Annotated in this window: 23 protein-coding genes and 1 tRNA gene; 14 read left to right on the top strand and 10 right to left on the bottom strand. The window is 69.0% G+C overall.

Annotated features, from left to right (window positions below):
• The first annotated feature begins 2 nt into the window (after nucleotides 1–2).
• The 5 genes from ybeY (at nucleotide 3) to leuA (ending at nucleotide 5,527) form a co-directional block, all read left to right on the top strand.
• Complete coding sequence (ybeY, locus tag WDU99_RS01185) at nucleotides 3–461, top strand: rRNA maturation RNase YbeY (protein ID WP_337330604.1); 459 nt, start codon at nucleotides 3–5, stop codon at nucleotides 459–461.
• Entirely contained in the window at nucleotides 458–1,753 is a 1,296-nt protein-coding gene (locus tag WDU99_RS01190) for a hemolysin family protein (protein ID WP_337330605.1), read from the top strand. Before ybeY ends, WDU99_RS01190 begins: the two co-directional genes overlap by 4 nt.
• Nucleotides 1,746–2,642, top strand: coding sequence for a GTPase Era (era, locus tag WDU99_RS01195; protein WP_337330606.1), 897 nt, complete (start codon nucleotides 1,746–1,748; stop codon nucleotides 2,640–2,642). The genes WDU99_RS01190 and era overlap by 8 nt, the downstream gene beginning before the upstream one ends.
• Nucleotides 2,642–3,589, top strand: coding sequence for a quinone oxidoreductase family protein (locus tag WDU99_RS01200; protein WP_337330607.1), 948 nt, complete (start codon nucleotides 2,642–2,644; stop codon nucleotides 3,587–3,589). The genes era and WDU99_RS01200 overlap by 1 nt, the downstream gene beginning before the upstream one ends.
• Nucleotides 3,590–3,766: 177 nt before the next feature.
• The gene (gene leuA, locus WDU99_RS01205; RefSeq protein WP_337330608.1) at nucleotides 3,767–5,527 is read left to right on the top strand and encodes a 2-isopropylmalate synthase; all 1,761 of its coding nucleotides are present in this window, start codon (nucleotides 3,767–3,769) and stop codon (nucleotides 5,525–5,527) included.
• A gap of 24 nt (nucleotides 5,528–5,551) precedes the next feature.
• Here leuA and WDU99_RS01210 read toward each other — a convergent pair whose 3' ends face one another.
• Both WDU99_RS01210 and WDU99_RS01215 read right to left on the bottom strand, forming a co-directional pair.
• The gene (locus WDU99_RS01210) at nucleotides 5,552–6,076 is read right to left on the bottom strand and encodes a tRNA (cytidine(34)-2'-O)-methyltransferase (RefSeq protein WP_337330609.1); all 525 of its coding nucleotides are present in this window, start codon (nucleotides 6,074–6,076) and stop codon (nucleotides 5,552–5,554) included.
• A 40-nt stretch (nucleotides 6,077–6,116) separates the two neighbouring features.
• On the bottom strand, nucleotides 6,117–6,803 hold the full coding sequence (locus WDU99_RS01215) for a trimeric intracellular cation channel family protein (protein ID WP_337330610.1): 687 nt from the start codon (nucleotides 6,801–6,803) through the stop codon (nucleotides 6,117–6,119).
• Between the two features lie 36 nt (nucleotides 6,804–6,839).
• On the opposite strand from WDU99_RS01215, the gene recO reads away from it, so the two are divergent.
• The gene (recO, locus tag WDU99_RS01220) at nucleotides 6,840–7,568 is read left to right on the top strand and encodes a DNA repair protein RecO (RefSeq protein ID WP_337330611.1); all 729 of its coding nucleotides are present in this window, start codon (nucleotides 6,840–6,842) and stop codon (nucleotides 7,566–7,568) included.
• Complete coding sequence (locus tag WDU99_RS01225) at nucleotides 7,565–8,368, top strand: isoprenyl transferase (RefSeq protein ID WP_337330612.1); 804 nt, start codon at nucleotides 7,565–7,567, stop codon at nucleotides 8,366–8,368. Before recO ends, WDU99_RS01225 begins: the two co-directional genes overlap by 4 nt.
• Here WDU99_RS01225 and WDU99_RS01230 read toward each other — a convergent pair.
• A complete protein-coding gene (locus tag WDU99_RS01230) occupies nucleotides 8,308–8,916 on the bottom strand; it encodes a P-loop NTPase family protein (RefSeq protein WP_337330613.1) in 609 nt (202 codons plus the stop codon). The two genes, WDU99_RS01225 and WDU99_RS01230, sit on opposite strands and share 61 nt — an antisense overlap.
• 53 nt (nucleotides 8,917–8,969) lie before the next feature.
• Here WDU99_RS01230 and WDU99_RS01235 point away from each other — a divergent pair, with 53 nt between their 5' ends.
• Nucleotides 8,970–9,650 carry a DsbA family oxidoreductase gene (locus WDU99_RS01235; RefSeq protein ID WP_337330614.1) on the top strand — a complete coding sequence of 227 codons (681 nt, stop codon included), beginning with the start codon at nucleotides 8,970–8,972 and terminating at the stop codon, nucleotides 9,648–9,650.
• Between the two features lie 17 nt (nucleotides 9,651–9,667).
• Here WDU99_RS01235 and WDU99_RS01240 read toward each other — a convergent pair whose 3' ends face one another.
• The gene (locus WDU99_RS01240; RefSeq protein WP_337330615.1) at nucleotides 9,668–10,162 is read right to left on the bottom strand and encodes a glutathione peroxidase; all 495 of its coding nucleotides are present in this window, start codon (nucleotides 10,160–10,162) and stop codon (nucleotides 9,668–9,670) included.
• 59 nt (nucleotides 10,163–10,221) lie between these two features.
• Here WDU99_RS01240 and dusB point away from each other — a divergent pair, with 59 nt between their 5' ends.
• The 5 genes from dusB to WDU99_RS01265 all read left to right on the top strand — a co-directional run bounded on the left by dusB (nucleotide 10,222) and on the right by WDU99_RS01265 (nucleotide 15,600).
• Nucleotides 10,222–11,403 carry a tRNA dihydrouridine synthase DusB gene (gene dusB / locus WDU99_RS01245; RefSeq protein WP_337330616.1) on the top strand — a complete coding sequence of 394 codons (1,182 nt, stop codon included), beginning with the start codon at nucleotides 10,222–10,224 and terminating at the stop codon, nucleotides 11,401–11,403.
• The gene (locus WDU99_RS01250; RefSeq protein WP_337330617.1) at nucleotides 11,393–12,787 is read left to right on the top strand and encodes a deoxyguanosinetriphosphate triphosphohydrolase; all 1,395 of its coding nucleotides are present in this window, start codon (nucleotides 11,393–11,395) and stop codon (nucleotides 12,785–12,787) included. Before dusB ends, WDU99_RS01250 begins: the two co-directional genes overlap by 11 nt.
• A complete protein-coding gene (gene dnaG, locus WDU99_RS01255; RefSeq protein WP_337330618.1) occupies nucleotides 12,787–14,637 on the top strand; it encodes a DNA primase in 1,851 nt (616 codons plus the stop codon). The genes WDU99_RS01250 and dnaG overlap by 1 nt, the downstream gene beginning before the upstream one ends.
• A gap of 33 nt (nucleotides 14,638–14,670) precedes the next feature.
• Nucleotides 14,671–15,438, top strand: coding sequence for an ATP-binding cassette domain-containing protein (locus tag WDU99_RS01260; protein ID WP_337330619.1), 768 nt, complete (start codon nucleotides 14,671–14,673; stop codon nucleotides 15,436–15,438).
• Between the two features lie 86 nt (nucleotides 15,439–15,524).
• Nucleotides 15,525–15,600: transfer RNA gene (locus tag WDU99_RS01265), tRNA-Asn, on the top strand.
• Between the two features lie 82 nt (nucleotides 15,601–15,682).
• On the opposite strand, the gene WDU99_RS01270 is transcribed toward WDU99_RS01265, so the two are convergent.
• The 3 genes from WDU99_RS01270 to def are packed head-to-tail and all read right to left on the bottom strand — an operon-like array spanning nucleotide 15,683 to nucleotide 17,711.
• Nucleotides 15,683–16,669: a diaminopimelate dehydrogenase gene (locus WDU99_RS01270; protein WP_337330620.1), complete on the bottom strand. Its 987-nt coding sequence runs from the start codon at nucleotides 16,667–16,669 to the stop codon at nucleotides 15,683–15,685.
• Between the two features lie 22 nt (nucleotides 16,670–16,691).
• Nucleotides 16,692–17,087 carry a septum formation family protein gene (locus WDU99_RS01275; protein WP_337330759.1) on the bottom strand — a complete coding sequence of 132 codons (396 nt, stop codon included), beginning with the start codon at nucleotides 17,085–17,087 and terminating at the stop codon, nucleotides 16,692–16,694.
• A gap of 54 nt (nucleotides 17,088–17,141) precedes the next feature.
• Nucleotides 17,142–17,711 carry a peptide deformylase gene (def, locus tag WDU99_RS01280; protein WP_337330621.1) on the bottom strand — a complete coding sequence of 190 codons (570 nt, stop codon included), beginning with the start codon at nucleotides 17,709–17,711 and terminating at the stop codon, nucleotides 17,142–17,144.
• Between the two features lie 43 nt (nucleotides 17,712–17,754).
• Between def and WDU99_RS01285 the strand changes: the two genes are divergently transcribed.
• Entirely contained in the window at nucleotides 17,755–18,837 is a 1,083-nt protein-coding gene (locus WDU99_RS01285; protein ID WP_337330622.1) for a multidrug DMT transporter permease, read from the top strand.
• Here WDU99_RS01285 and pgl read toward each other — a convergent pair.
• Genes pgl through zwf form a run of 3 tightly spaced genes read right to left on the bottom strand, consistent with a single transcriptional unit; the run spans nucleotide 18,831 to nucleotide 22,088 of the window.
• Nucleotides 18,831–19,610 (bottom strand): 6-phosphogluconolactonase, encoded by a 780-nt coding sequence (pgl, locus tag WDU99_RS01290; protein ID WP_337330623.1) that lies wholly within the window; start codon nucleotides 19,608–19,610, stop codon nucleotides 18,831–18,833. The two genes, WDU99_RS01285 and pgl, sit on opposite strands and share 7 nt — an antisense overlap.
• 4 nt (nucleotides 19,611–19,614) lie before the next feature.
• A complete protein-coding gene (locus tag WDU99_RS01295; protein WP_337330624.1) occupies nucleotides 19,615–20,550 on the bottom strand; it encodes a glucose-6-phosphate dehydrogenase assembly protein OpcA in 936 nt (311 codons plus the stop codon).
• Nucleotides 20,547–22,088, bottom strand: a complete 1,542-nt coding sequence (gene zwf, locus WDU99_RS01300; RefSeq protein WP_337330625.1) for a glucose-6-phosphate dehydrogenase — start codon at nucleotides 22,086–22,088, stop codon at nucleotides 20,547–20,549. The genes WDU99_RS01295 and zwf overlap by 4 nt, the downstream gene beginning before the upstream one ends.
• Nucleotides 22,089–22,102: the final 14 nt, after the last annotated feature.

Here is a 22,102-nt window from a genome sequence, read left to right on the forward strand (position 1 = left end):
TCATGATCGAGATCAACAACGAGTCCGCGATCGACGTCGACGAGACGGTGCTGCAGCGCCTGACCGACTTCAACCTCGCGCAGCTGAACGTCAGTGCCGATGCCGAGGTGGCGATCGTGCTGGTCGATGAGGGCGCGATGGAATCGCTGCACGTGCAGTGGATGGACGAGCCCGGTCCCACCGATGTGCTCAGCTTCCCGATGGACGAGCTGCGCCCCGGCACCCCCGACCACCCCACGCCGCCCGGGCTGCTGGGCGACATCGTGCTGTGCCCGCAGGTGGCCGAGTCGCAGGCGCAGACCGCCGGCCACTCGCTGATGGACGAGCTCATCCTGCTCACCACGCACGGCCTGCTGCACCTGCTGGGCTTCGACCACGCCGAACCCGACGAGGAGCGTGAGATGTTCGGGCTGCAGCGGTCGCTGATCGAGGGATTCGCGCAGGCCGAACGACGACGATGACCCCGGCCATACTCCTCGCGGCGGCCGTGCTGCTGGTCGCCTTCGGCGGTCTGATGGCGGCGGTGGACGCCGCGTTCTCGGTCAGCTCGAACTCCGACCTCGAGGCGCTGGCGTCCGAGGGGCGCAACGCGTCGGCCCTGCAGCGTATCGCCGAAGACCCCGCGCCCCATGTCAACGCCGTGGCGTTCATCCGCGTGCTGGCCGAGACGACGGCGGCCGTGCTCGTCACGGTCGCGCTGGACTCGCTGCTGCCCAGCATCTGGTGGGCGATGCTCGCCGCCGCCGTGCTGATGACCGGCATCACCTTCGTGCTCGTCGGTGCCAGTCCGCGCTCGTTCGGCCGGCTGCACGCGGCGCGGATGCTGCGCACCTGGGCTCCGGTGGTGCGGGGCATGCGCATCCTGCTCGGTCCGCTCGCGCAGGCGCTCGTCAATGCCGGGCAGCGCGTGACGCCCGGCACGGGGCGCAGCTCGTTCGCGTCGGAGGAGCAGCTGCTGAGCATGGTCGACGAGGCCGCGTCGAACGCCCTCATCGAGGAGGACGACCGCGATCTCATCCACTCCGTGTTCGACTTCACGGATCAGTTCGTGCGTGCCGTCATGGTGCCGCGCACCGAGATGATGACGGTGGATGCCGATGCGACGGCGACCGAGGCGATGACCCTGTTCCTGCGTACGGGCGTGTCGCGCATGCCGGTGGTCGACGGCGACGCCGATGACGTCATCGGCGTGCTCTACCTGAAGGACCTCGTGCAGTTCGCCTACCGCGACGAGAGCGCGTGGCGGGGCAGGCCGGTGCGGCCCATCGCACGACCCGCCGTGTTCGTGCCGGAGTCGATGCGCGCCGAGAGTCTGCTGCAGCAGATGAAGCGCGACGCCGTGCACGTGTGCATGGTGATCGACGAGCACGGGGGAGTCTCGGGTCTCGTGACGCTCGAGGACCTCATCGAGGAGCTGGTGGGCGAGATCTCGGACGAGTACGACCGCGGTCCCGCGGACTTCGTCGAGCTGGGAGACGGTCGTTACAAGGTGAACGCCCGCCTGCCGCTCGAAGACGTCGGCGACCTGTTCGGCATCGAGCTCGACGACGAGGACGTCGATTCGATCGGCGGTCTGCTCGGCAAGGCGCTCGGTCAGATCCCGCAGCCCGGAGCGACGGTCACGGTGGAGGGCCTCGTGCTCACCGGTGGTGCATCGCGCGGGCGCGGGCGCGGCATCGCCACCGTGTTCGTCGAGCGCGCCCCCTATACGTTCCTGATCGACGCGACCGACGGAGAAGAACGACATGACTGAGCAGACTCGCAGCGGATTCGTGACCTTCGTCGGCAGGCCGAACGTCGGCAAGTCCACGCTGACCAATGCTCTGGTCGGCGAGAAGATCGCCATCACCAGCGAGAAGCCGCAGACGACGCGGCGGGCGATCCGGGGCATCCTCAACCGCCCGGACGGACAGCTCGTGATCGTCGACACCCCCGGCATCCACAAGCCGCGCACGCTGCTCGGTGAACGGCTGAACGATCTCGTCGAGCAGGTGCTCGGCGACGTGGATGTGATCGGGTTCTGCGTGCCGGCGACCGAGAAGGTCGGCCCGGGGGACCGGCGGATCGCGGCCTCTCTCGACGGCTACCCGCGGGCGAGGAAGGTGGCGATCGTCACGAAGACGGACGTCGCCGACAAGGACGACATCGTCGAGCGGCTCATGGAGGTCGACTCGCTGCGCGAGGATTGGGCGGCGGTCATCCCGCTCTCGGCGCTCACCCGCGAGCAGCTGGATGTGCTCGCCGACGAGATGCTGCAGCTCATGCCGATGGGGCCGCGCCTGTACGAGGACGGCGTCGTCACGGACGAGTCCGACGAGGACCGCATCGCCGAGATGATCCGCGAGGCGGCGCTGGAGGGTGTGCGCGATGAGCTGCCGCACTCGATCGCCGTCGTGGTCGATGACGTCGAGCCGCGCGAGGACGGTGACATCACCGACGTGTACGCATCGATCGTCGTCGAGCGCGACAGTCAGAAGGCCATCATCATCGGCCGCAAGGGGGCGCGGCTGCGTGACGTCGGCGCCACGGCGCGGGCCGGCATCGAGGAGCTGCTCGGCACCCGCGTGTTCCTCAAACTTCACGTCAAGGTCGTCAAGGAGTGGCAGCGCGACCCCAAGCAGCTCGGTCGGCTCGGGTTCTGATGGCGCGGCGCTGGGTCGCCCCCACCTGGGGCGCACCAGAGGACTGGGTGTTCGAGGAGTACTCGCCCGCGATGCCCGGCGCCGGTGAGATCACGATTCAGGTGCGCGCCGCGGGTGTGAACCCCGCGGATGCCAAGCATGTCGCGCGAGCTCGCACCGGTGTCGATCTGCCTGCACCCATCGGGTACGAGGTGTCTGGCGTCGTCACGGCGGTGGGGCCGCAGACCGAGATCGTGACGGGGCCGGTCGCCGTCGGTGACGAGGTGATCGCCTTCCGGGTGCGCGGGGGTTACGCCACTGAGCTGACCGTGCCCGCGGAGAAGGTGCTGCGCAAGCCCGGCACTCTGACGCATGCCGAGGCCGCGAACCTGCTGCTGGCAGGCACGACGGCCGCCGAGATGCTCGACGTCGTGCGCGCCGAACCGGGTGAGACGGTGCTGCTGCACGGTGCATCCGGGGCGGTGGGCGTCAGCGTGCTGCAGCAGGCCGCGATGAAGGGCGTCCGGGTGATCGGCACGGCGAGCCGTGCGCGGTTCGATGTCGTGAGCCGGTTCGGCGGCATCCCGGTCGAGTACGGCGACGGTCTCTCCGACCGTGTCGCCGCCGCACTGGCATCCGAGCGTGCGTCGGTCGTCGACGCGGCGCTGGACGCCGTGGGCACGGACGAGGCGGTCGCGACATCCCTCGGCCTCGTGGCCGATCGGTCGAGGATCGTGACGATCGCCGCTCCGGCCGCCGCGAAGCAGCACGGCTTCCGGGCGATCGCCGGCTCGATGCCCGACAGCGCGCGCTTCCGCGACACGGTGCGCGAGCATCTGGCGGAGCTCGCCGAGACGGGGCGGCTGACCGTGCCGATGGCCGGCGAGTTCCCCCTCGACCAGGCCCGCGCCGCGCACCGCCTGCTGGCCACCGGGCATCCCGGGGGCAAGCTCGCGCTGATCCCCTGAGGCCGGATCGGTGCCCGTGGTGAGCAATGTGCTCAGCATGGTGTTAGCATCGACGCATGCCTCTGGGCGGTCTGCTTCTCCTTAGCTGCCGCGGCGAGTCCTGATCTGACAGGCCTTTCTCGTCGCGGCGCTCGTGTTGGCCTGACACATTTCCTTTGACGAAGAAGAAGCCCCATCATGAAGAACTCCCAGAAGCCCTCCTCGATGCCGGTCCACAAGTACCGGCCCTTCCACGAGCAGATCATCTTCGACCTGCCCGACCGCACCTGGCCCGGCAAGCGCATCACCGAGGCGCCGCGCTGGTGCGCGGTCGACCTGCGCGACGGCAACCAGGCCCTGATCGACCCCATGTCGCCGGAGCGCAAGCGGGTCATGTTCGAGCTGCTCGTCAGCATGGGCTACAAGGAGATCGAGGTCGGTTTCCCGTCGGCCAGCCAGACCGACTTCGACTTCGTCCGGCAATTGATCGAAGAGGACCTGATCCCCGACGACGTGACGATCCAGGTGCTGACGCAGGCGCGCGAGCACCTGATCGCCCGCACCTACGAGTCGATCGTCGGCGCCAAGCAGGCGATCGTGCACTTCTACAACTCCACCAGCGTGCTGCAGCGCGAGGTCGTCTTCCGGTCCGACCGCGAGGGTGTCAAGCAGATCGCACTCGAGGGCGCCCGGCTGTGCAAGCAGTACGAGAAGACCGTTCCCGACACCGAGGTCTACTACGAGTACTCGCCCGAGAGCTACACCGGCACCGAACTGGAGTACGCCGTCGAGGTGTGCAACGAGGTGCTCGAGATCCTGCAGCCCACGCCCGACCGCAAGGTGATCATCAACCTGCCGGCCACCGTCGAGATGGCGACACCCAACGTGTACGCCGACTCGATCGAGTGGATGCACCGTCACCTGGCGCACCGTGAGAACGTGATCCTGTCGCTGCACCCGCACAACGACCGCGGCACCGCTGTCGCCGCCGCCGAGCTCGGCTACCTGGCCGGTGCCGACCGCATCGAGGGATGCCTGTTCGGCAACGGCGAGCGCACCGGCAACGTCGACCTGATCGCCCTGGGCGTCAACATGTTCACGCAGGGCATCGATCCGCAGATCGACTTCAGCGACATCGATCAGGTCAAACGCACCGTCGAGTACTGCAACCAGCTGCCGGTGCCCGAGCGCAGCCCGTGGGCGGGTGACCTGGTCTTCACCGCGTTCAGCGGATCGCACCAGGACGCCATCAAGAAGGGCTTCGAGGCGATGGCGGCGAAGGCCGAGGCCGAGGGCGTCTCGGTCGATGAGATCGAGTGGGCCGTGCCGTACCTGCCGGTCGACCCGAAGGACCTCGGCCGCTCGTATGAGGCGGTCATCCGGGTGAACTCGCAGTCGGGCAAGGGCGGGGTGGCCTACCTGCTGAAGGCCGATCACGCCCTCGATCTGCCGCGCAAGCTGCAGATCGAGTTCTCGGGGGTCGTGCAGGCGAAGACCGATGCCGAGGGCGGTGAGGTGACCAGCGAGCAGATCTGGTCGATCTTCACCGACGAGTACCTGCCGGCCGATGACGACTCCGCCAAGTGGGGGCGCTTCGAGCTGCTGGGCACCCAGACCCGCAGCGACATGACCGGCGATGTGTCGCTGGATGTCGTGCTGCGTGACGGTGAGGAGTCGGTGGCCACCGCCGGGACCGGCAACGGACCCATCGCGGCCTTCATCGAGGTCCTGCGTGAGCGCGGCTTCGACATCTCGCTGTACGACTACGTCGAGCACACGATGTCGAGTGGTGGTGACGCGCAGGCGGCCGCCTACGTCGAGCTTCAGGTCGACGACCAGCGCCTGTGGGGCGTCGGCATCGACGGCGACATCTCCACCGCGAGTCTGAAGGCGATCGTGTCGTGCGTGAACCGCTCGATCCGCACCCGTGAGGCGGCCGGCGAGCTCGCCGCGGTCTGATCCGGCCGGCGGGCACTGCCGCCGTCAGGGGTGTTCGACCGCCGCGGTGCCGGTGGGGTGCGGCGGCAGCCAGCCCTCGGGCATCGCGGCGTAGTCGTGCTGTCGCCAGGCCTCGTACGCCGCGACGGCGGCCGAGTTCGACAGGTTGAGCGAGCGGATGCCGTCGAGCATCGGGATCCGCACCGTGTCGGCCAGTCGAACATCGACGAGCACCTCGTCGGGCAGTCCCGTGGTCTCGGTGCCGAACAGCAGGGTGTCGCCCGGTTCGTAGGCGACCTCGGAGAACGACCGCTGCGCCCTGCCGGTGAACCCGTAGATGCGACCGGTTCCGTGCCGGGTGACGAAGTCGACGGCGGCATCGAAGTCGGAGTGCACGTACACCCGCGACAGGTCGTGGTAGTCGAGCCCGGCCCTGCGCAGGTGCGCGTTGCTCAGATCGAAGCCGAGGGGCTCCACCAGGTGCAGCGCCGCGCCCGTGGCAGCGACCATGCGGATGGCGTTGCCGGTGTTGGGCGGGATGAGGGGCTGATGGAACATCACATGGAACACGCGGCCATTCTGCCGCACCCGGGTGCGGCAGAACGCAGGCTCACGGCTTGATGATCGGGATCATCCCGGTCTCGGCGGCCACCTTGCGGCGGTGGAGTCGGCGCTGCTCGGGCAGCGACAGGTCGAAGACCACCGAGAGCACCCGGATCACGGCGGTCACGACGATGCCGATCACCGCGGCCAGCGTGATGCTCATGCCCCACGCGTGTGCCACGACGATGAAGGTGCAGCCGACACCGGCGGCGACCGCGTAGAGCGATCCGACGTGCATGATGGCGACCGGCAGCCCCATCAGCATGTCGCGCAGCACGCTGCCGCCGACCGCTGCGCAGACGCCGATGAAGACCGCGGGCACGACCGGGATGCCGAAGGCGATGGCCTTGCTGACGCCGAACGCGCCGAACATGCCGATCACGACGGCGTCGAGCACGACGATGAAGATGTTGATCCTGTTGAACACGCCGGCGAGCAGCATCCCGAACAGGGCGGCCCCCGCCGCCGTCACCAGATACCAGTTGTTCTGCAGCGTCGCCGGAGGCTGACCGATCATGAGGTCGCGGATGAGACCGCCGCCCATGCCGATCATGATGCCGATGATCGCCACGCCGAGCCAGTCGAGGCGTCGCTGCCCCTGAAAGCCGGAGGCGAACATCGCTCCCTGGATGCCACCCAGCCCGACGCCCAGCAGATCGGCCCACAGCGGGATGATGAAGGTCGGTTCGCTCACACGTCCATTGTCCCCTGTCCGGGGGATAATCATTGCGTGCCCACCTACCGAGACGAAGCGGTGGTCCTGCGCACCCACAAGCTGGGTGAGGCGGACCGGATCGTCACGATGCTGTCGCGGCGTCACGGCAAGATCCGGGCTGTCGCCAAGGGGGTGCGCCGCACCTCATCGAAGTTCGGCTCGCGGCTGGAGCCGTTCATGGTGGCCGATGTGCAGCTGTACCAGGGACGGTCGCTCGACATCGTGCAGCAGGCCGAATCGCTCGGTGCCTACGGTGCCGACATCGCCGTCGACTACGAGCGTTTCACCTCGGCCAGCGCCATGGTCGAGACCGCCGATCGGCTCAACGAGGCCGAGGCGACCTCCGAGCAGTATCTGCTGCTCGTCGGCGGACTGCGCGCGCTCTCGCGCGGGGAGCACGCCGCCCGCAGCATCCTCGACTCCTACCTGCTGCGCGTGATGGCGCTGTCGGGCTGGGCGCCCGCGCTCGACGACTGCGCCCGCTGCGCCGCACCGGGTCCGCACCGCCACTTCGGCGCGCCGCTGGGCGGGTCGGTGTGCGACGCCTGCGCACCGGCCGGAAGCCCGCGCATCGCAGCATCCTCCCTCGCCCTGCTGCGCGCCCTCATGGGCGGCGACTGGGCCACGGTCGACACCGCCGCGCACGGTGATCTCTCCGCGGCATCCGGCACGATCGCCGCCTACGCGCAGTTCCACCTCGAGCGCGGCATCCGCTCGCTCGAGCACGTGACAGGAGCCCCGTGACACCGAAGCCCTACACCCACAAAGACGCTGTGCCGTTCCGGCCGCTGGACTGGACGGGCAAGACCCCGCCGCCGTTTCCCACCGTGCCGAACCATGTCGCGATCGTCATGGACGGCAACGGCCGCTGGGCGAACCGCCGCGGGCTCAGCCGCATCGAGGGGCACAAAGCCGGTGAGGAGGTGCTGCTCGACGTCGTGGCCGGCGCCATCCAGGCGGGCGTGAAGCACCTGTCGGTCTACGCGTTCTCGACCGAGAACTGGGCGCGCTCACCCGATGAGGTGCGCTTCCTGATGGGGTACAACCGCGACGTGCTGCACCGTCGCCGCGACCAGTTGAACGAATGGGGCGTGCGGGTGCGGTGGGCCGGACGCAGGCCGCGACTGTGGGGCTCGGTCATCAAGGAGCTGCAGTTCGCCGAGCAGCTCACCCGCGACAACGATGTGCTGACGCTGACGATGTGCGTCAACTACGGCGGCAGAGTCGAGCTGCTCGATGCCATGCGCTCGATGGCCGAAGAGGTCAAGTCGGGGCGGCTCCGGCCGAGCGCCATCACCGAGAAGCAGCTGCGCAAGCACCTGTACGTGCCTGAGATGCCCGATGTCGACCTGTTCCTGCGCAGTTCGGGCGAGCAGCGCACGTCGAACTTCCTGCTCTGGCAGTCGGCCTACGCCGAGATGGTGTTCCTCGATACGCTCTGGCCCGACTTCTCGCGGGAGGAGCTGTGGCGCGCCATCGGGGTCTACCTGTCGCGCGACCGTCGTTTCGGCGGGGCGGTGGATGCCCCGGACGAGACGGCCTGAAGCCACGCGCCCACCTCACGCGGGTGGCGCAGCCGCACGATCGTGAGGTGCGGGAACTCTGCCTGGTGGGCGGGCATCCGCTCGCGCCAGCGATGCAGTGTCCGCGTCTGCCAGCGGAGGACGTTCTCCTCGGGATCGGTCGTGATCGCGAGCTTCCACAGGGTCGGCTCGCGGTTGCCGTTCCACAGCTCCCGGCGCAGGATGCTCCGGCCGAGGGTTCTGCGCCACAGCCGGGCGCGCACGATCCGATCGGGATAGTCGAGCCAGACGACGAGCTGCGCGCGTGGCGGAAGGATCTCGTTCACGCCCTTGGCCGTGTACTGCCACTCACTGACCCACCCGTCAGTCGCGGCGAAGGCGCGGACATCGTCGAGGAACGACGCTCGCGGCGTCCAGCCAGGACCGTGATGCAGCGCGTCGAGCTCGTGGTTCGGGAGATCGAGGGCGTGGGCGATGCGCCGGGCCAGAGTCGTCTTGCCCGATCCGGAGACCCCGGCGACGAGAATCCGCCGGGGCGATGACGGCAGCGGATCGCGGGCGGTGAGCACCCGTTGATGCTAACAACGGAATACATCCGGACGCGCGGTGGTTGACCCTGAATGTGAGCGAACCCATCTCGATCGACATCTGGTCCGACATCGCCTGCCCGTGGTGCTACATCGGCAAGCGCAATCTTGAAGCGGGACTGGCCGCGACAGCATCCGATGAGGACGCGCCGCAGGTCACCGTGACATTCCACTCCTTCGAGCTTTCGCCGGATACGCCGGTCGACTTCGACGGTGACGAGATCGACTTCCTCGCCGGACACAAGGGCATGCCGCGTGAGCAGGTCGAGCAGATGCTGGCCCGCGTCACCGATGTCGCCGCCCAGGCCGGGCTGGAATACCGCTTCGACCTGCTGAAGCACACCAACACGGTCAAGGCGCACGAGCTGCTGCACTTCGCGAAGAGCAAGGGGCTGCAGCACGAGATGGAAGAGCGACTGATGTCGGCCTACTTCACCGAGGGCAAGCACGTCGGACGCATCGAGGATCTGGCTGCCCTGGCCGCAGAGGTGGGGCTCGACGCCGATGAGACCCGTGCGGCGCTGCAGGCCGACGAGTTCCTCGACGCCGTGCGCGCCGACCAGGCCCAGGCCCGCGCCTACGGGATCACCGGCGTGCCGTTCTTCGTGATCGACGGGCAGTACGGCATCTCGGGTGCCCAGCCCGCCGAGGCGTTCACGAACGTGCTGCGCGACCTGTGGGCCAAGCGGGGCGCTGAGCAGCCCGCCGATGCCTGACCGGCTCCGCCGGACCCTCAGCGGGTGAGGGCGCCCTCGATGGCGGCGATGACCTCGGGGGAGTCCGGCTTCTGCTTGGGGCGGAAGCGCTGCACCGAGCCGTCGGCGCCGACCAGGAACTTCTCGAAGTTCCACTCCACGCGGCCCGCCGCCCCCTTGGCATCGGGCGTCTCCTTCAGCGCTTTGAAGAGCTCGGCCGCGCCACGGCCGTTGACCTTCACCTTGTCGCCGATCGGGAAGGTGACACCGTAGGTCGTCGAGCAGAACTCGAGGATCTGCTCGATCGACCCGGGCTCCTGACCCATGAACTGGTTGCAGGGGAACCCGAGCACGGTGAATCCGCGGTCGGCGTACATCCGCTGCAGCTCCTCGAGCTGCTCGTACTGCGGGGTGTTGCCGCACTTCGAGGCGACGTTCACGATCAGGGCCACATCGGCGCCGGTGCCGTCGATGGTCTGCTCGGCCCCGGAGGCATCGAGGAAGGGGATCTGGCGTACGGAGGAGTCGCTCATATCCACAGCCTAAGTCGGTACAGCCCACCCTCGGCGCAGTCTGGGAGAATGGACAGGATATGACTGTCGCCACCGCACTCGCTCCTGCCACCGAGCAGGCACCCGCCCTGCGCATCGGCCCGATCGAACTCGACGTGCCGGTGGTGCTCGCGCCCATGGCGGGCATCACCAACACCGCCTTCCGCCGGCTGTGCCGTGAGTACGGAGCGGGCCTCTACGTCAGCGAGATGATCACGTCGCGCGCGCTCGTCGAGCGCAACGCGATCACCATGCGCCTCATCCAGCACCATGAGTCCGAGACGCCGCGTTCGATCCAGCTCTACGGCGTCGACCCGGCGACGATCGCCGAGGCTGTGCGCATCATCGTCGCCGAGGACCGCGCCGATCACATCGACCTGAACTTCGGGTGCCCGGTGCCGAAGGTCACCCGCAAGGGCGGCGGTGCCGCCCTGCCGTGGAAGATCGGCCTGTTCGCAGACATCGTCGATCGCGCCGTCAAGGCAGCCGGCGACGTGCCGTTGACGGTCAAGATGCGCAAGGGGATAAACGACGACCACCTCACCTTCATCGACGCGGGACGAGCCGCCGAGGATGCCGGCGCTGCGGCCGTCGCACTGCACGCGCGCACCGCATCGCAGTACTACTCCGGTCACGCCGACTGGAACGCCATCGGCGAGCTGAAGCAGGCCGTGACCAGCATCCCCGTACTCGGCAACGGCGACATCTGGTCGGCCGATGACGCCGTGCGCATGCTGGCCGAGACCGGTGCCGACGGCGTCGTCGTCGGTCGCGGGTGCCTTGGCCGGCCGTGGCTGTTCGGTGAGCTCGCCGCGGCGCTCGGCCCTTCTGATGCGCCGGTCGCGCCGCCGGTCGACGCGACCCTGCAGTTCGTCGCCGCGGCGTTCCGCCGGCACGCGGAGCTGCTGGTGGAGTTCTTCGAGGACGAGGACCGCGGCTGCAAGGACGTGCGCAAGCACGTGTCCTGGTACTTCAAGGGGTATCCGGTGGGCGGCGAGCTGCGCTCGGCGCTGACCAAGGCATCCACACTGCAGGAGATCGACGATCTGCTCGGAACCCTGGGCGATTCCCCGTATCCCGGCGTCGGCGCCGAGGGACAGCGCGGGCGTGCCGGTTCGCCCAAGCGCACCGTGCTTCCAGAGGGCTGGCTGGATTCGCGGGACATCGGCGAAGGCGATGGCGACATGATGCGCGGTGCGGAGATCGAGAACGATGGCGGCTGACCCTGTGTCCGGTGCGACGTTCGTCGCAGGTTACGGCGCGCACGACGCGGAGCGGTTCTTCGCTGAGACGCACCGCTCCGAGCGCGACGACTTCTCACGTGATCGCGCCCGGGTGCTGCACTCCGCGGCGCTGCGCCGCCTGGCCGCGAAGACCCAGGTGCTGAGTCCGGCGAGCACCGCCGACTTCGCGCGCAACAGGCTCACGCATTCGCTGGAGGTCGCGCAGGTCGGACGCGAGCTGGCCGAAGCGCTCGGCGTGTCGGCCGACGTGGTCGACACCGCCTGCCTGAGCCACGATCTCGGGCATCCGCCGTTCGGTCACAACGGCGAGCGCGCGCTGAACGACTGGGCCGAGCACATCGGCGGCTTCGAGGGCAACGCACAGTCCCTGCGCATCCTCACCCGGCTCGAGGCGAAGGTGCTCGACGACGATGAGCACTCGGTCGGACTCAACCTGACCCGCGCCGCGCTCGACGCCACCTGCAAGTATCCGTGGACCGTCGACAGCCCCGTTCCCGACCCGGGTGGACGTCTGAAGTTCGGCGTGTACCCCGAGGACGAGGCGGTCTTCCGCTGGATGCGCGAGGGTGCCCCGGGGCGCCTGCGGTGCATCGAAGCCGAGATCATGGACCTGTCCGATGACATCGCCTACTCGGTGCATGACTTCGAGGATGCGATCGTCAACGGCTACGTCGACGTCGCGCGACTGTCCGACCCGGTGGAGCACCACCCGCTGGTGGGACGCATCCAGCAGTGGGTCGGCTACGACTACACCCGCGAGGAGCTCGCCGACGGCCTGTACCGGCTCACCCGGCAGCCGATGTGGCTGAAGTCGTTCGACCGTTCGCGTCGCGACCTGGCGAAGCTGAAGAACCTCACCAGCGACCTGATCGGCCGCTTCGCGCGAGCAGCGGTCACGGCGACGCGCGAGGCGTATCCCGGCGATTCGCTCGCCCGGTACAGTGCGCACGTGGTCGTTCCGCGTGTGGTCGAGATCGAGATCGCCGTGCTCAAGGGCATCATGGGCCAGGCGATCGTGACGCTCGACGCGCGTCGAGGCGTGTACAAGGAGCAGCGTCGGGTGCTGACGCGTCTCGCCGATGCGCTGTGGTCGACGGACGCGCTCTGGTCTGCCAGCGCAGACGTGCTCGAGCCGGCCTTCGAGGCGGACTTCCTCGCGGCGACGTCGGATGCCGGTCGTGCACGAGTCGTCGTCGATCAGGTCGCCAGCCTGACCGACCAGACGGCCGTCGACTGGCACAACCGCCTCGTCGGCGAGATCGACCCGGCTGAGGTCGGCATCTGGACACCGCGTCATGCGCGACCGGGCGGACACCGCCGTGCGCCGCACCAGCCGCAGGTGGTCGGCGAAGGGGCGCGCTGATGCCCCGCATCCTGCAGGCTGACGTCGAAGAGGTCAAGACGCGCACGAACATCGCCGACATCGTCGGTGAGCGCGTGGCGCTGAAGTCCGCCGGCGTGGGATCGCTCAAGGGCCTGTGCCCCTTCCACGACGAGAAGAGTCCGAGCTTCCATGTGCGCCCGCAGGTGGGGTACTACCACTGCTTCGGCTGCGGGGCGTCCGGCGATGTCTACTCGTTCCTGCGCGAGATGGATCATGTCAGCTTCACCGAGGCCGTCGAGCGTCTTGCCGGCCGCATCGGCTACCCGCTGCACTACGAGGACGGGGGAGCGGCCCCTGAGACCAGTGGCCGCAGCCGGCTGTACGCCGCCAACACGGCGGCGGGGGAGTACTTCCGCTCGCAGCTGCTGAGTCCCGAGGCCGAGAGCGCGCGGCGCTTCCTCGGTGAGCGCGGCTTCGACGCCGGCGCCGCCGCGCACTTCGGGGTCGGATACGCGCCGCGCGGCTGGGAGAACATGACCAGGGCCCTGACCGCTCAGGGCTTCACACGTGAGGAGCTCAGCGCGGCCGGGCTCGTCTCGGCGGGACAGCGCGGCGTGTACGACCGGTTCCGCGGGCGGGTGGTGTGGCCGATCCGCGACGTGACGGGGCAGACCATCGGCTTCGGCGCCCGCAAGCTGTACGACGACGACCAGGGCCCGAAGTACCTGAACACCCCCGAGACGCCGATCTACAAGAAGGCGCAGGTGCTCTACGGTCTCGATCTGGCCAAGCGCGACATCGCACGCGGCGATCCGCGCCGGGTGGTCGTGGTCGAGGGGTACACCGATGTGATGGCGTGTCACCTGGCCGGGGTCACGACCGCCATCGCGACCTGCGGCACCGCCTTCGGCGCCGAGCACATCAAGGTGCTCCGGCGTGTGATGGGCGATGACTCGGCCGCCGGCGAGGTGGTGTTCACGTTCGACGGCGACGAGGCGGGGCAGAAGGCCGCGCTGCGCGCGTTCTCCGAGGACTCGCGCTTCACAGCCCAGACCTTCGTCGCCGTGGCGCCCGACGGTCTCGACCCCTGCGACCTGCGCCTGCAGCGCGGGGATGCCGCCGTGCGCGGTCTGATGGACGCCAAGGTGCCCATGTTCGAGTTCGCCATCGACCGCAAGCTCGCGTCCTACGATCTCGCGACGGTGGAGGGTCAGGTCGGCGCACTGCGCGCCGCGGCCCCGATCGTCGCTGAGATCCGCGATGAGCTGCTGCGTCCCGGCTACGAGCGCGTGCTCGCCCGCCGCCTGGGCATGGACCCGACCACGGTGCACCAGCAGGTGCAGCGCGAGATGCGCGGGGGGCGCGAGCAGCAGCATCCGAGGTCGGAGCCGTCGCCGGCGCCGGATGCCGACGCCGTGCCCTCGGTGCGGCTGCGCGACCTGCCGCGCACTGCGGAGGTCGCGCTCGAGCGCGACGCGCTGATGGGGGTGCTGCAGTACGGGCATCGCATCGATGAGGCGCTGCTGACCCGTGCGCTGACCGAGCCGTTCCGGCATCCCGCTCTCGAGGCGGTGCGCGAGTCGGTGGCATCCGTCGCCGACCGCACGCGCGTCGGCTGGGCGACGGCGGCCGCGGATGCCGTGCGCGAGCCGTACCGGTCGCTGGCGGGTGAGCTGCTGATGATGCCGTTCCCCGCACGCGACGAGGCCGGAGCGCTGACGTCGGCCACCGACATGTGCCGTCGGCTGATCCTGCGCGGCATCGAGCGCGAGAAGCACGAGCTGCTCGGCGCGGTGCAGCGGGTGCCGGCTGACTCCGACGGAGGCCGTGCACTTCGCATGCGGCTGCGCGATGTCGACGCGGAGCGGATGCGATTCGTCGAATCGTGAGCATCCGTCGGCGGAAGCGGGCAGGATGGACTCATGCCCGCTGACACCGACGCCGCGATCGACTGCCATGACCTCGTCATCGACAGGGTCGGCCACGGCGGGGTCACCAGGGCCGTCGACGGCGTGACGTTCACCCTGCGGCCCGGAGAGCTCATGTGCATCGGAGGACCGACCGGCTCGGGCAAGTCCTCGCTGGTCACGGCGCTGGCCGGCATGGGCGATGCATCGCTGAAGGTCGCCGGAGGGCGGGCCGAGGTGTGCGGTGTCAACGTGCGGCGACCGGGCCGACGGCGTCGGGTGCTGACCGCGCTGACAGGCCATCTGCCGCAGGGCGCCGGCGCGGCTCTGCCGCCGCGACTCACCGTCGGCGAGGTGATCTCCGAGCCGATCACCTCACGCGAGAAGAAGGTCAATACCAGGGCCCTGCAGCTGCGGGTGGCGGCGCTGCTCGACGAGCTGCACCTGCCACTCGGGGCGGCGACGAAGTTCCCCTACGAGCTGAGCGCCGGCATGCGCCAGCGCGTCGCCATCGCCCGTGCGCTCATGCTCGAACCGCACGTCCTGATCGCCGACGAGCCGCTCGCCAACCTCGATCTCGAAGTGCGACCGGTCGTGTTCGACGCGATCACGAGGCGTCGCACAGAGCGGGCGATGGCGGCGCTGCTGGTGACCAACAACGCCGACTTCATCCGCGAGCTCGACGCGGAGACGCTCATGCTGCGCGGGGGTCACGTGGTCGCCCGCGGGGTCGGGCGCAACCTGCTGTGGGCCCCCAATGCCGAGGCCGATTCGCTGCGCTGAACCCGCCACGCCCGGGTGCCCTCCGGTGTTCAGAGCACGGCGCGGAGTTTGCTAAGCTGGGGGAGTTGCCCGCACGGCGGGCACATTCCCCTGTAGCTCAATTGGCAGAGCAGCCGGCTGTTAACCGGCAGGTTGTTGGTTCGAGTCCAACCGGGGGAGCCACAGAAGCCCCGATCCGAATGGATCGGGGCTTCGTCGTGCGAGCGTGGGCCGGACCGAGCGTGGGCCGGACCGAGCGCGGCGGTCAGAGCAGCTCGGCGCGCAGCTGCTCCGGCGACTTCGGCGAGAGCAGGCCGGGGGCGATGTCGAACGGCGTCTTCGCGCCGTGGTCTCCGGCGTGCGCCAGTCGAGCCGCAGCGCGCGCGTAGGCGACGAGCACGCTGGCCGTGAACTCGGGGTTCGACTCCAGCGCGAGCCGGAACTCCATGCTCTGTGCGGTGCTGTCGGAGGTTGTGCCGCTGCGGATCACGAAGCCGCCGTGCGGGACGCCGGCGTGATCGCGGGCCAGGTCGTCGGCCGAGATGAAGTGCACCGTGGTGTCGTAGGGCTCGAAGTAGTCGGGCATCGTCACGATCGTCTCGCGCACGGCATCCGCATCCGCTCCGTCCTCGAGCACCACGAAGCACTCCCTGGTGTGCTTCTCGCGCGTGCTGAGCTCCGGGTCCTCGCCGGCCCGCACCCTGGCGATCGCGTCCTCGGAGGGGATCGTGTACTGCACCCCGGCAGCCACCCCCGGCACGCGGCGGACCGCATCCGAATGCCCCTGGCTGAGGCCACGACCCCAGAACGTGTAGGTCTGACCCTGCGCCAGGATCGCCTCGTCGTACAGACGCTGCAGCGAGAACAGGCCCGGGTCCCAGCCGGTGGAGATGATCGCGCTCGTGCCCGCCGCGCGGGCGGCGGCGTCGACCGCCGCGAAGTGCGCGGGGATGCGCGCATGCGTGTCGAAGCTGTCGACGACCGAGAAGACGGATGCCAGTGCCGGGGTCTGCTCGGGAAGATCGCTCTTGGACCCACCGCACAGGATCAGCACGTCGATGTCGTCGGTCTGCGCGTCGAGGGCGTCGATCGGGTGCACGGCGGTGGACGGGGACAGGGTGGCGACGGAGGCGGGATCGCGTCGGGTGAAGACGCCGATGAGCCGCATGTCGGGATTGAGCGTGAGCGCGCGCTCGACACCCCTGCCGAGGTTTCCGTAGCCGACGATGCCGATGCGAATGGGTGTTCTCATGGTCCTGCCTCCGTCATATCCGTCAGATCTCGGCGCCCTTCATCGACGCGTCGAGCTTTCCGCCCGCGCCGTCGACGATGATGCACTGCACGATGCGATCATCGAGATGCTCCCAGGTCTCGGCCGACGGTTCCAGCCAGCGGATGTCGAGAGCGGAGTCCTGCCAGGCGATGCCGACGTACTGCTCGAACTCCGGGATGCAGGTCTCGAAGACCGCGGTCTCGATCGTCTCGGCGTCGGGGAACTCGTCGCCCTCCAGCCCGAACTCGAAGTAGACCTCTTCGTCGTGCGGCTCATCGCACGGCACGACATCCGTGGCCTGCACCTCGGCGCCGCCGTCGGTCAGCTTGCAGTCGCCGACCTTCAGGTTGAAAATTGGTGATGCGCGAGCATCCGAATGCCTGCCACAGCACGCTATCCGCGCCCGAAGCTATGCGGCAACTTTGCCTTCTCTGTGCCAACCGGCTAGGGGTCAGGCTCCCTCGAGGTCGTCGACGCCGGGCATCCAGCTGTGACCGCCGCGCGACCATCCGCGCTTGCGCGCGATCTTCTGAACGGTCTTCCAGTCGCCGTCCGAGAGGCGGTCGACGTACAGCACCCCGTCGAGGTGGTCGAACTCGTGCTGCATGATGCGCGCCCGCCAGCCGTCCACCTCGATGCGCACGGGCGCACCGTCGAGGTCGGTGCCCGTCACGAGCACGCGCTCGGAGCGCCGCAGTGCGAACCGCTCGCCGGGGAACGACAGGCATCCCTCCGACTCCTCATCGGGATCAGGGGCTCCCGGCTCGAGGGGAGCCATCCACAGCACCGGGTTGATGATCTCGCCGCGCCACGGCTGCTCGTCGTCGTCGACGTACGAGTACACGAAGATGCGCAGTCCGACGCCCACCTGCGGAGCGGCGAGGCCGACTCCGGGGGCGAGGTCCATCGTCTCGTACATGTCGGCGACCAGGGCGCGGATCTCGTCCGTCACCTCGGTCACCTCGCCTGCCGGGGAGTGCAGAACAGGGTCGCCCATGATGCGGATCGGAAGAACAGCCACGCCACAACCCTACTGGCCCCGCCGCGCCAGGTAGGGTGGGACGGTGCAACATGGGGCGGAGTTCGCAGTCGACGTCAGCGATCAGCTGGTCGGGGTGTTCGCGAACCCGGGTCTGCTCCTCGGCATCCCGCTCGCCCTCGCCGGGGCCGTCTTCATGTCGCTCGGTGCGCAGTATCAGCACCGTGGCGTCGAGAAGGTCGAGCGCATCACCGGCGTCGAGGGAACGACCGGTCTGAGCGGCACGCAGCTGAAGGCGCTGCTCACCCGACCGTCGTGGATCATCGGCACGCTCATGCTGGGCTTGGCGATCGTCTGCCAGCTGAGCGCGATCGCGGTGGCGCCCCTGATCGTGGTCCAGCCGCTCGGTGCCGTTGCGCTGGTCATCACGACGCTGCTCAACGCACGGATCTCGGGGCACACGCCCACCCGCAGATCGGTCATCGCGATCGTGGCGTGCATCGGCGGCATCTTCCTGTTCGTCGGCCTGGCCGCGCTGTACGCCGTCGAGCGTGAGATCAGCGATCAGGACCTGTTCATGATCCTCACGATCCTGCTGCTGGTGATCATCGTCTTCGGCGCGTGCTGGCTGATCCTGCGTCACCGCATGCGCGCGATGTTCTACGTCACCGGGGCGGGCATCCTCTACGGCTTCGTCGCCACGCTCGCCAAGGCCATCATCAGCCGCATCCAGGCGCAGAACTTCGACTGGCTCACCTTCGTCTGCCTGATCGCGCTGCTGGCCGCGGGAGCGGTCGGCGCGTACTTCGTGCAGACCGCCTACAGCTCGGGCCCGCCCGACCTGGTGATCGCCGGACTCACCGTCATCGACCCGATCGTCGCGGTGCTGATCGGCGCCCTGGTGCTGGGCGAGGCCGACGCGGCGCCGCTGTGGGTTCTCATCATGTTCGGCGTCGCGGGTGCGATCGCGGTATGGGGCGTGTTCGGGCTGGCGCGCTATCACCCGCAGGTGCTCAGCGAGAGCCAGGAGCTGCGCATCAAGCGCGGCAGCAGCGGCCCTTCGACGGGCTCAGGCCCTTCGACAGGATCAGGCCCTTCGACGAGCTCAGGGACCCAGCCGGAGTCAGCCCCTTCGGCAGGCTCAGGGACCGAGCTGCCCGATCAGTAGTCGCGGTCGATGAGGTCGGGGGAGACCTCGGCTGCGGCGGCCTCGTCGACGAAGAAGACGGTGCGTCGTCGCCCCTTCGCGCCGGCCGCCGGCACACCGGCGTAGCTCGCTCCGGCGAGGGCGAGACCCAGCGCTGACGCCTTGTCGGCGCCGGTGAGCACCAGCCAGACCCGCTTCGAGGCGTTCAGCACCGGGCGGGTGAGCGTGACGCGCTCAGAGGGCGGCTTGGGGGAGTCGCGCACCGGCAGTGCGGCGACGTCGGTCACCGTCACCTCGGGCCGGTCGGGGAACAGCGAGGCGATGTGTCCGTCGGGGCCGACACCGAGGAAGCACACCGCGAACGAGGGCCACGCCTCGCCCTTGGCGCCGAAGCGGGCGAGTTCGTCGGCGTATGCCCGCGCGGCCTCGTCGAGGGTCAGGCCGTCCGACGGTGCGGCGACCTCGTGGATGTTCTCGGCAGGGACCGGGATGCGATCGAGCAGCGCGGTGCGTGACTGCAGTGAGTTGCGGTCGGCGCTGTCACGCTCGACGAAGCGCTCGTCGCCCCACCAGAAGTGCACCAGCGACCAGTCGATGTCGGCGACGCGCGGGTCGTCGGCCGTCGCGGCGAGCACCGCGCCGCCCATCGAGCCGCCGGTCAGGCACACGTGCGCGATGCGTCCGTTGCGGGTGCGGGCGATCAATCGCGACAGGAACCGGTCGGCGACGCGCGCCGCCAGGGCGGCGGGCGTCGGCTCCACGACGACCGACTTCATCGTCCCCTGCACGTCCATCCGCTCATTCCCCTCGTTCCGGCGGCCCGAGCAGCGACCAGCCGTCGGTGATGACTCGACCGTAGAGCAGATCGGCGTCCAGCCGGCGCAATTCCTCGGCGAGGCACTCGCGCAGCGTGCGGCGCGGCAGATGCAGTTCGTGATCGGGCTGGCCGGGCTGGGTCAGGACGGCCACCGACGATGACGGGCGCTCCAGCAGGATGTCGCCCTCTGCGCGGCTGAGCCGCACCGATTTGATGCCCTCCTGCCACTCCTCAGGATCGTCGTACGACCACGTCACCGGCACCTTGAGCGCCATCTGCAGCCAGGCGGCCAGCAGGGCGGTCGACGGTGAGGCCGCCGCGCCGCGCACCTCGGCAGCGGTGACCGGCTCGAACGGCGGCTGATCGAGCACGGCTGCGAGCTGCTCGCGCCAGTGCGTCAACCGGGTCCACGCGAGATCGGTGTCGCCAGGGGTGTGTGTGTGACCGAGCAGCGAGAGTCGTTCGCGCACGTCGGTCGCCGTGGCGGCGTCGGTGATGCGGCGCTGCGCCATGCGGCCGAGGGGAGAGGCGGCGGCGTCCGCCGGTGCGTCCTCAGGCCACCACACGACGACAGGGGCGTCCGGCAGCAGCAGGCCGGTCACGAGGCTCTCGGTGTTGCTCGCGGCTTCGCCGTAGGCGCGCAGCACCACCACCTCGCTGGCGCCGGCGTCGCCACCCACGCGGATCTGCGCGTCGAGACGCGCAGGACCCTCGCCGATGGTGAGGACGATGACGCGCATCGGATGCTCGCGCGATGCGTCGTTCGCAGCATCGATGGCGGCCTCCGCCACGCCGTTGCGCGCGGCGATGATCAGGGTCAGCACCCGGCCGAGGGCCACGGCACCACCCTCCTCGCGCACGTTCACCAGCTGCTTGGCGACCTGGCTGACCGTCGTGTCGGATAGGTCGATGATCACGGGCGTCTCCAGACTCGTCCGTCGCGGGCGAGCAGCGCATCGGCCGATGCCGGCCCCCACGAGCCGGGGGCGTACTGCTCAGGGGGCGTGTCGAGACCTGCCCAGTACTCCTCGATCGGGTCGAGGATCTTCCACGACAGCTCCACCTCTTCGTGTCGGGGGAACAGCGGCGGATCTCCCAGAAGGACGTCGAGGATCAGACGCTCGTACGCCTCGGGGCTCGCCTCGGTGAAGGCGTGCCCGTAGCCGAAGTCCATGGTGACGTCGCGCACCTGGGTGCCCGCGCCGGGGACCTTCGATCCGAACCGGATGGTGACGCCCTCGTTCGGCTGAACACGGATCACGAGCGCGTTCTGGCCGAGTTCCGAGGTGCGACCCAGAAGGTGCTGAGGTGCGCGCTTGAAGACGACGGCGATCTCGGTCACGCGGCGGCCGAGTCGCTTTCCGGTGCGCAGGTAGAACGGCACTCCCGCCCAGCGGCGGGTTGCGATCTCGAGCTTCAGTGCGGCGTAGGTCTCGGTGGTCGACTGCGGGTTCATGCCGTCCTCTTCGAGGAAGCCGTTCACCTTCTCGCCGCCCTGCCAGCCGCCGGCGTACTGTCCGCGCGCCGCGGCGTGCGAGAGGTCGGCGGGCAGCTGCACCGCGGCGAGCACCTTCTCCTTCTCCGCCCGCAGGTGCTCGGCCGAGAGACTGATCGGCTCCTCCATCGCGGTGAGTGCGAGCAGCTGCAGCAGATGGTTCTGGATCACATCGCGCGCCGCGCCGATGCCGTCGTAGTAGCCGGCACGGCCGCCCACGCCGATGTCCTCGGCCATGGTGATCTGCACGTGGTCGATGTGGTTGCGGTTCCAGATCGGTTCGTACAGCTCGTTCGCGAAGCGCAGCGCGAGGATGTTCTGCACCGTCTCCTTGCCGAGGTAGTGGTCGATGCGGAAGATCGAGTCGGCGGGAAAGGCGACTTCCAGTGCCTTGTTCAGCGTGCGTGCCGACTCGAGGTCATCGCCGAACGGCTTCTCGATCACGACGCGTCGCCAGCACGAGTCGTCGTCGTCCTCGCCGACCAGACCCGATTCCTTGAGTTGTCGGGCGACCGTGGGGAAGTCCTTCGGCGGGATCGACAGGTAGAACGCGTGGTTGCCCATGGTGCCGCGCTCCACGTCGAGTTTCTCGACGGTCTCGCGCAGCCTGCGGAACGAGTCAGCATCGTCGAACGTTCCCTGCACGAACCGGATGCCCTGCAGCAGCTGCTGCCAGGTCTCCTCACGGAACTCGGTGCGCGCGTGCTGCTTGACGGCCTCGTACACGACCTGCGCGAAGTCCTGGTCCTCCCAGTCTCGCCGGGCGAATCCGACCAGCGCGAAGCCGGGGGGAAGCAGACCGCGATTGGCCAGGTCGTACACGGCGGGCATGAGCTTCTTGCGCGACAGATCGCCGGTGACGCCGAAGATCACCAGGGCACTGGGCCCCGCGATGCGGTTCAGACGGCGATCATCGGCGTCGCGGAGCGGATTGCGTCCGCGGGAGATGGGGACAGTCATCGGTGGGGGATCTC

The organism is Microbacterium bandirmense (genome assembly GCF_037204185.1).
In the GTDB taxonomy this organism is placed as follows: Bacteria; Actinomycetota; Actinomycetes; order Actinomycetales; family Microbacteriaceae; genus Microbacterium; species Microbacterium bandirmense.

Bases quoted from the DNA above. Each gene is read 5' to 3' on its own strand.
- pgl (WP_337330623.1), bottom strand. From the start codon at position 19,610: ATGGACGTGCAGGGGACGATGAAGTCGGTCGTCGTGGAGCCGACGCCC.
- dusB (WP_337330616.1), top strand. From the start codon at position 10,222: ATGACTGTCGCCACCGCACTCGCTCCTGCCACCGAGCAGGCACCCGCC.
- leuA (WP_337330608.1), top strand. From the start codon at position 3,767: ATGAAGAACTCCCAGAAGCCCTCCTCGATGCCGGTCCACAAGTACCGG.
- WDU99_RS01200 (WP_337330607.1), top strand. From the start codon at position 2,642: ATGGCGCGGCGCTGGGTCGCCCCCACCTGGGGCGCACCAGAGGACTGG.
- zwf (WP_337330625.1), bottom strand. From the start codon at position 22,088: ATGACTGTCCCCATCTCCCGCGGACGCAATCCGCTCCGCGACGCCGAT.
- WDU99_RS01190 (WP_337330605.1), top strand. From the start codon at position 458: ATGACCCCGGCCATACTCCTCGCGGCGGCCGTGCTGCTGGTCGCCTTC.
- WDU99_RS01250 (WP_337330617.1), top strand. From the start codon at position 11,393: ATGGCGGCTGACCCTGTGTCCGGTGCGACGTTCGTCGCAGGTTACGGC.
- era (WP_337330606.1), top strand. From the start codon at position 1,746: ATGACTGAGCAGACTCGCAGCGGATTCGTGACCTTCGTCGGCAGGCCG.
- WDU99_RS01260 (WP_337330619.1), top strand. From the start codon at position 14,671: ATGCCCGCTGACACCGACGCCGCGATCGACTGCCATGACCTCGTCATC.
- WDU99_RS01270 (WP_337330620.1), bottom strand. From the start codon at position 16,669: ATGAGAACACCCATTCGCATCGGCATCGTCGGCTACGGAAACCTCGGC.
- ybeY (WP_337330604.1), top strand. From the start codon at position 3: ATGATCGAGATCAACAACGAGTCCGCGATCGACGTCGACGAGACGGTG.
- dnaG (WP_337330618.1), top strand. From the start codon at position 12,787: ATGCCCCGCATCCTGCAGGCTGACGTCGAAGAGGTCAAGACGCGCACG.
- WDU99_RS01240 (WP_337330615.1), bottom strand. From the start codon at position 10,162: ATGAGCGACTCCTCCGTACGCCAGATCCCCTTCCTCGATGCCTCCGGG.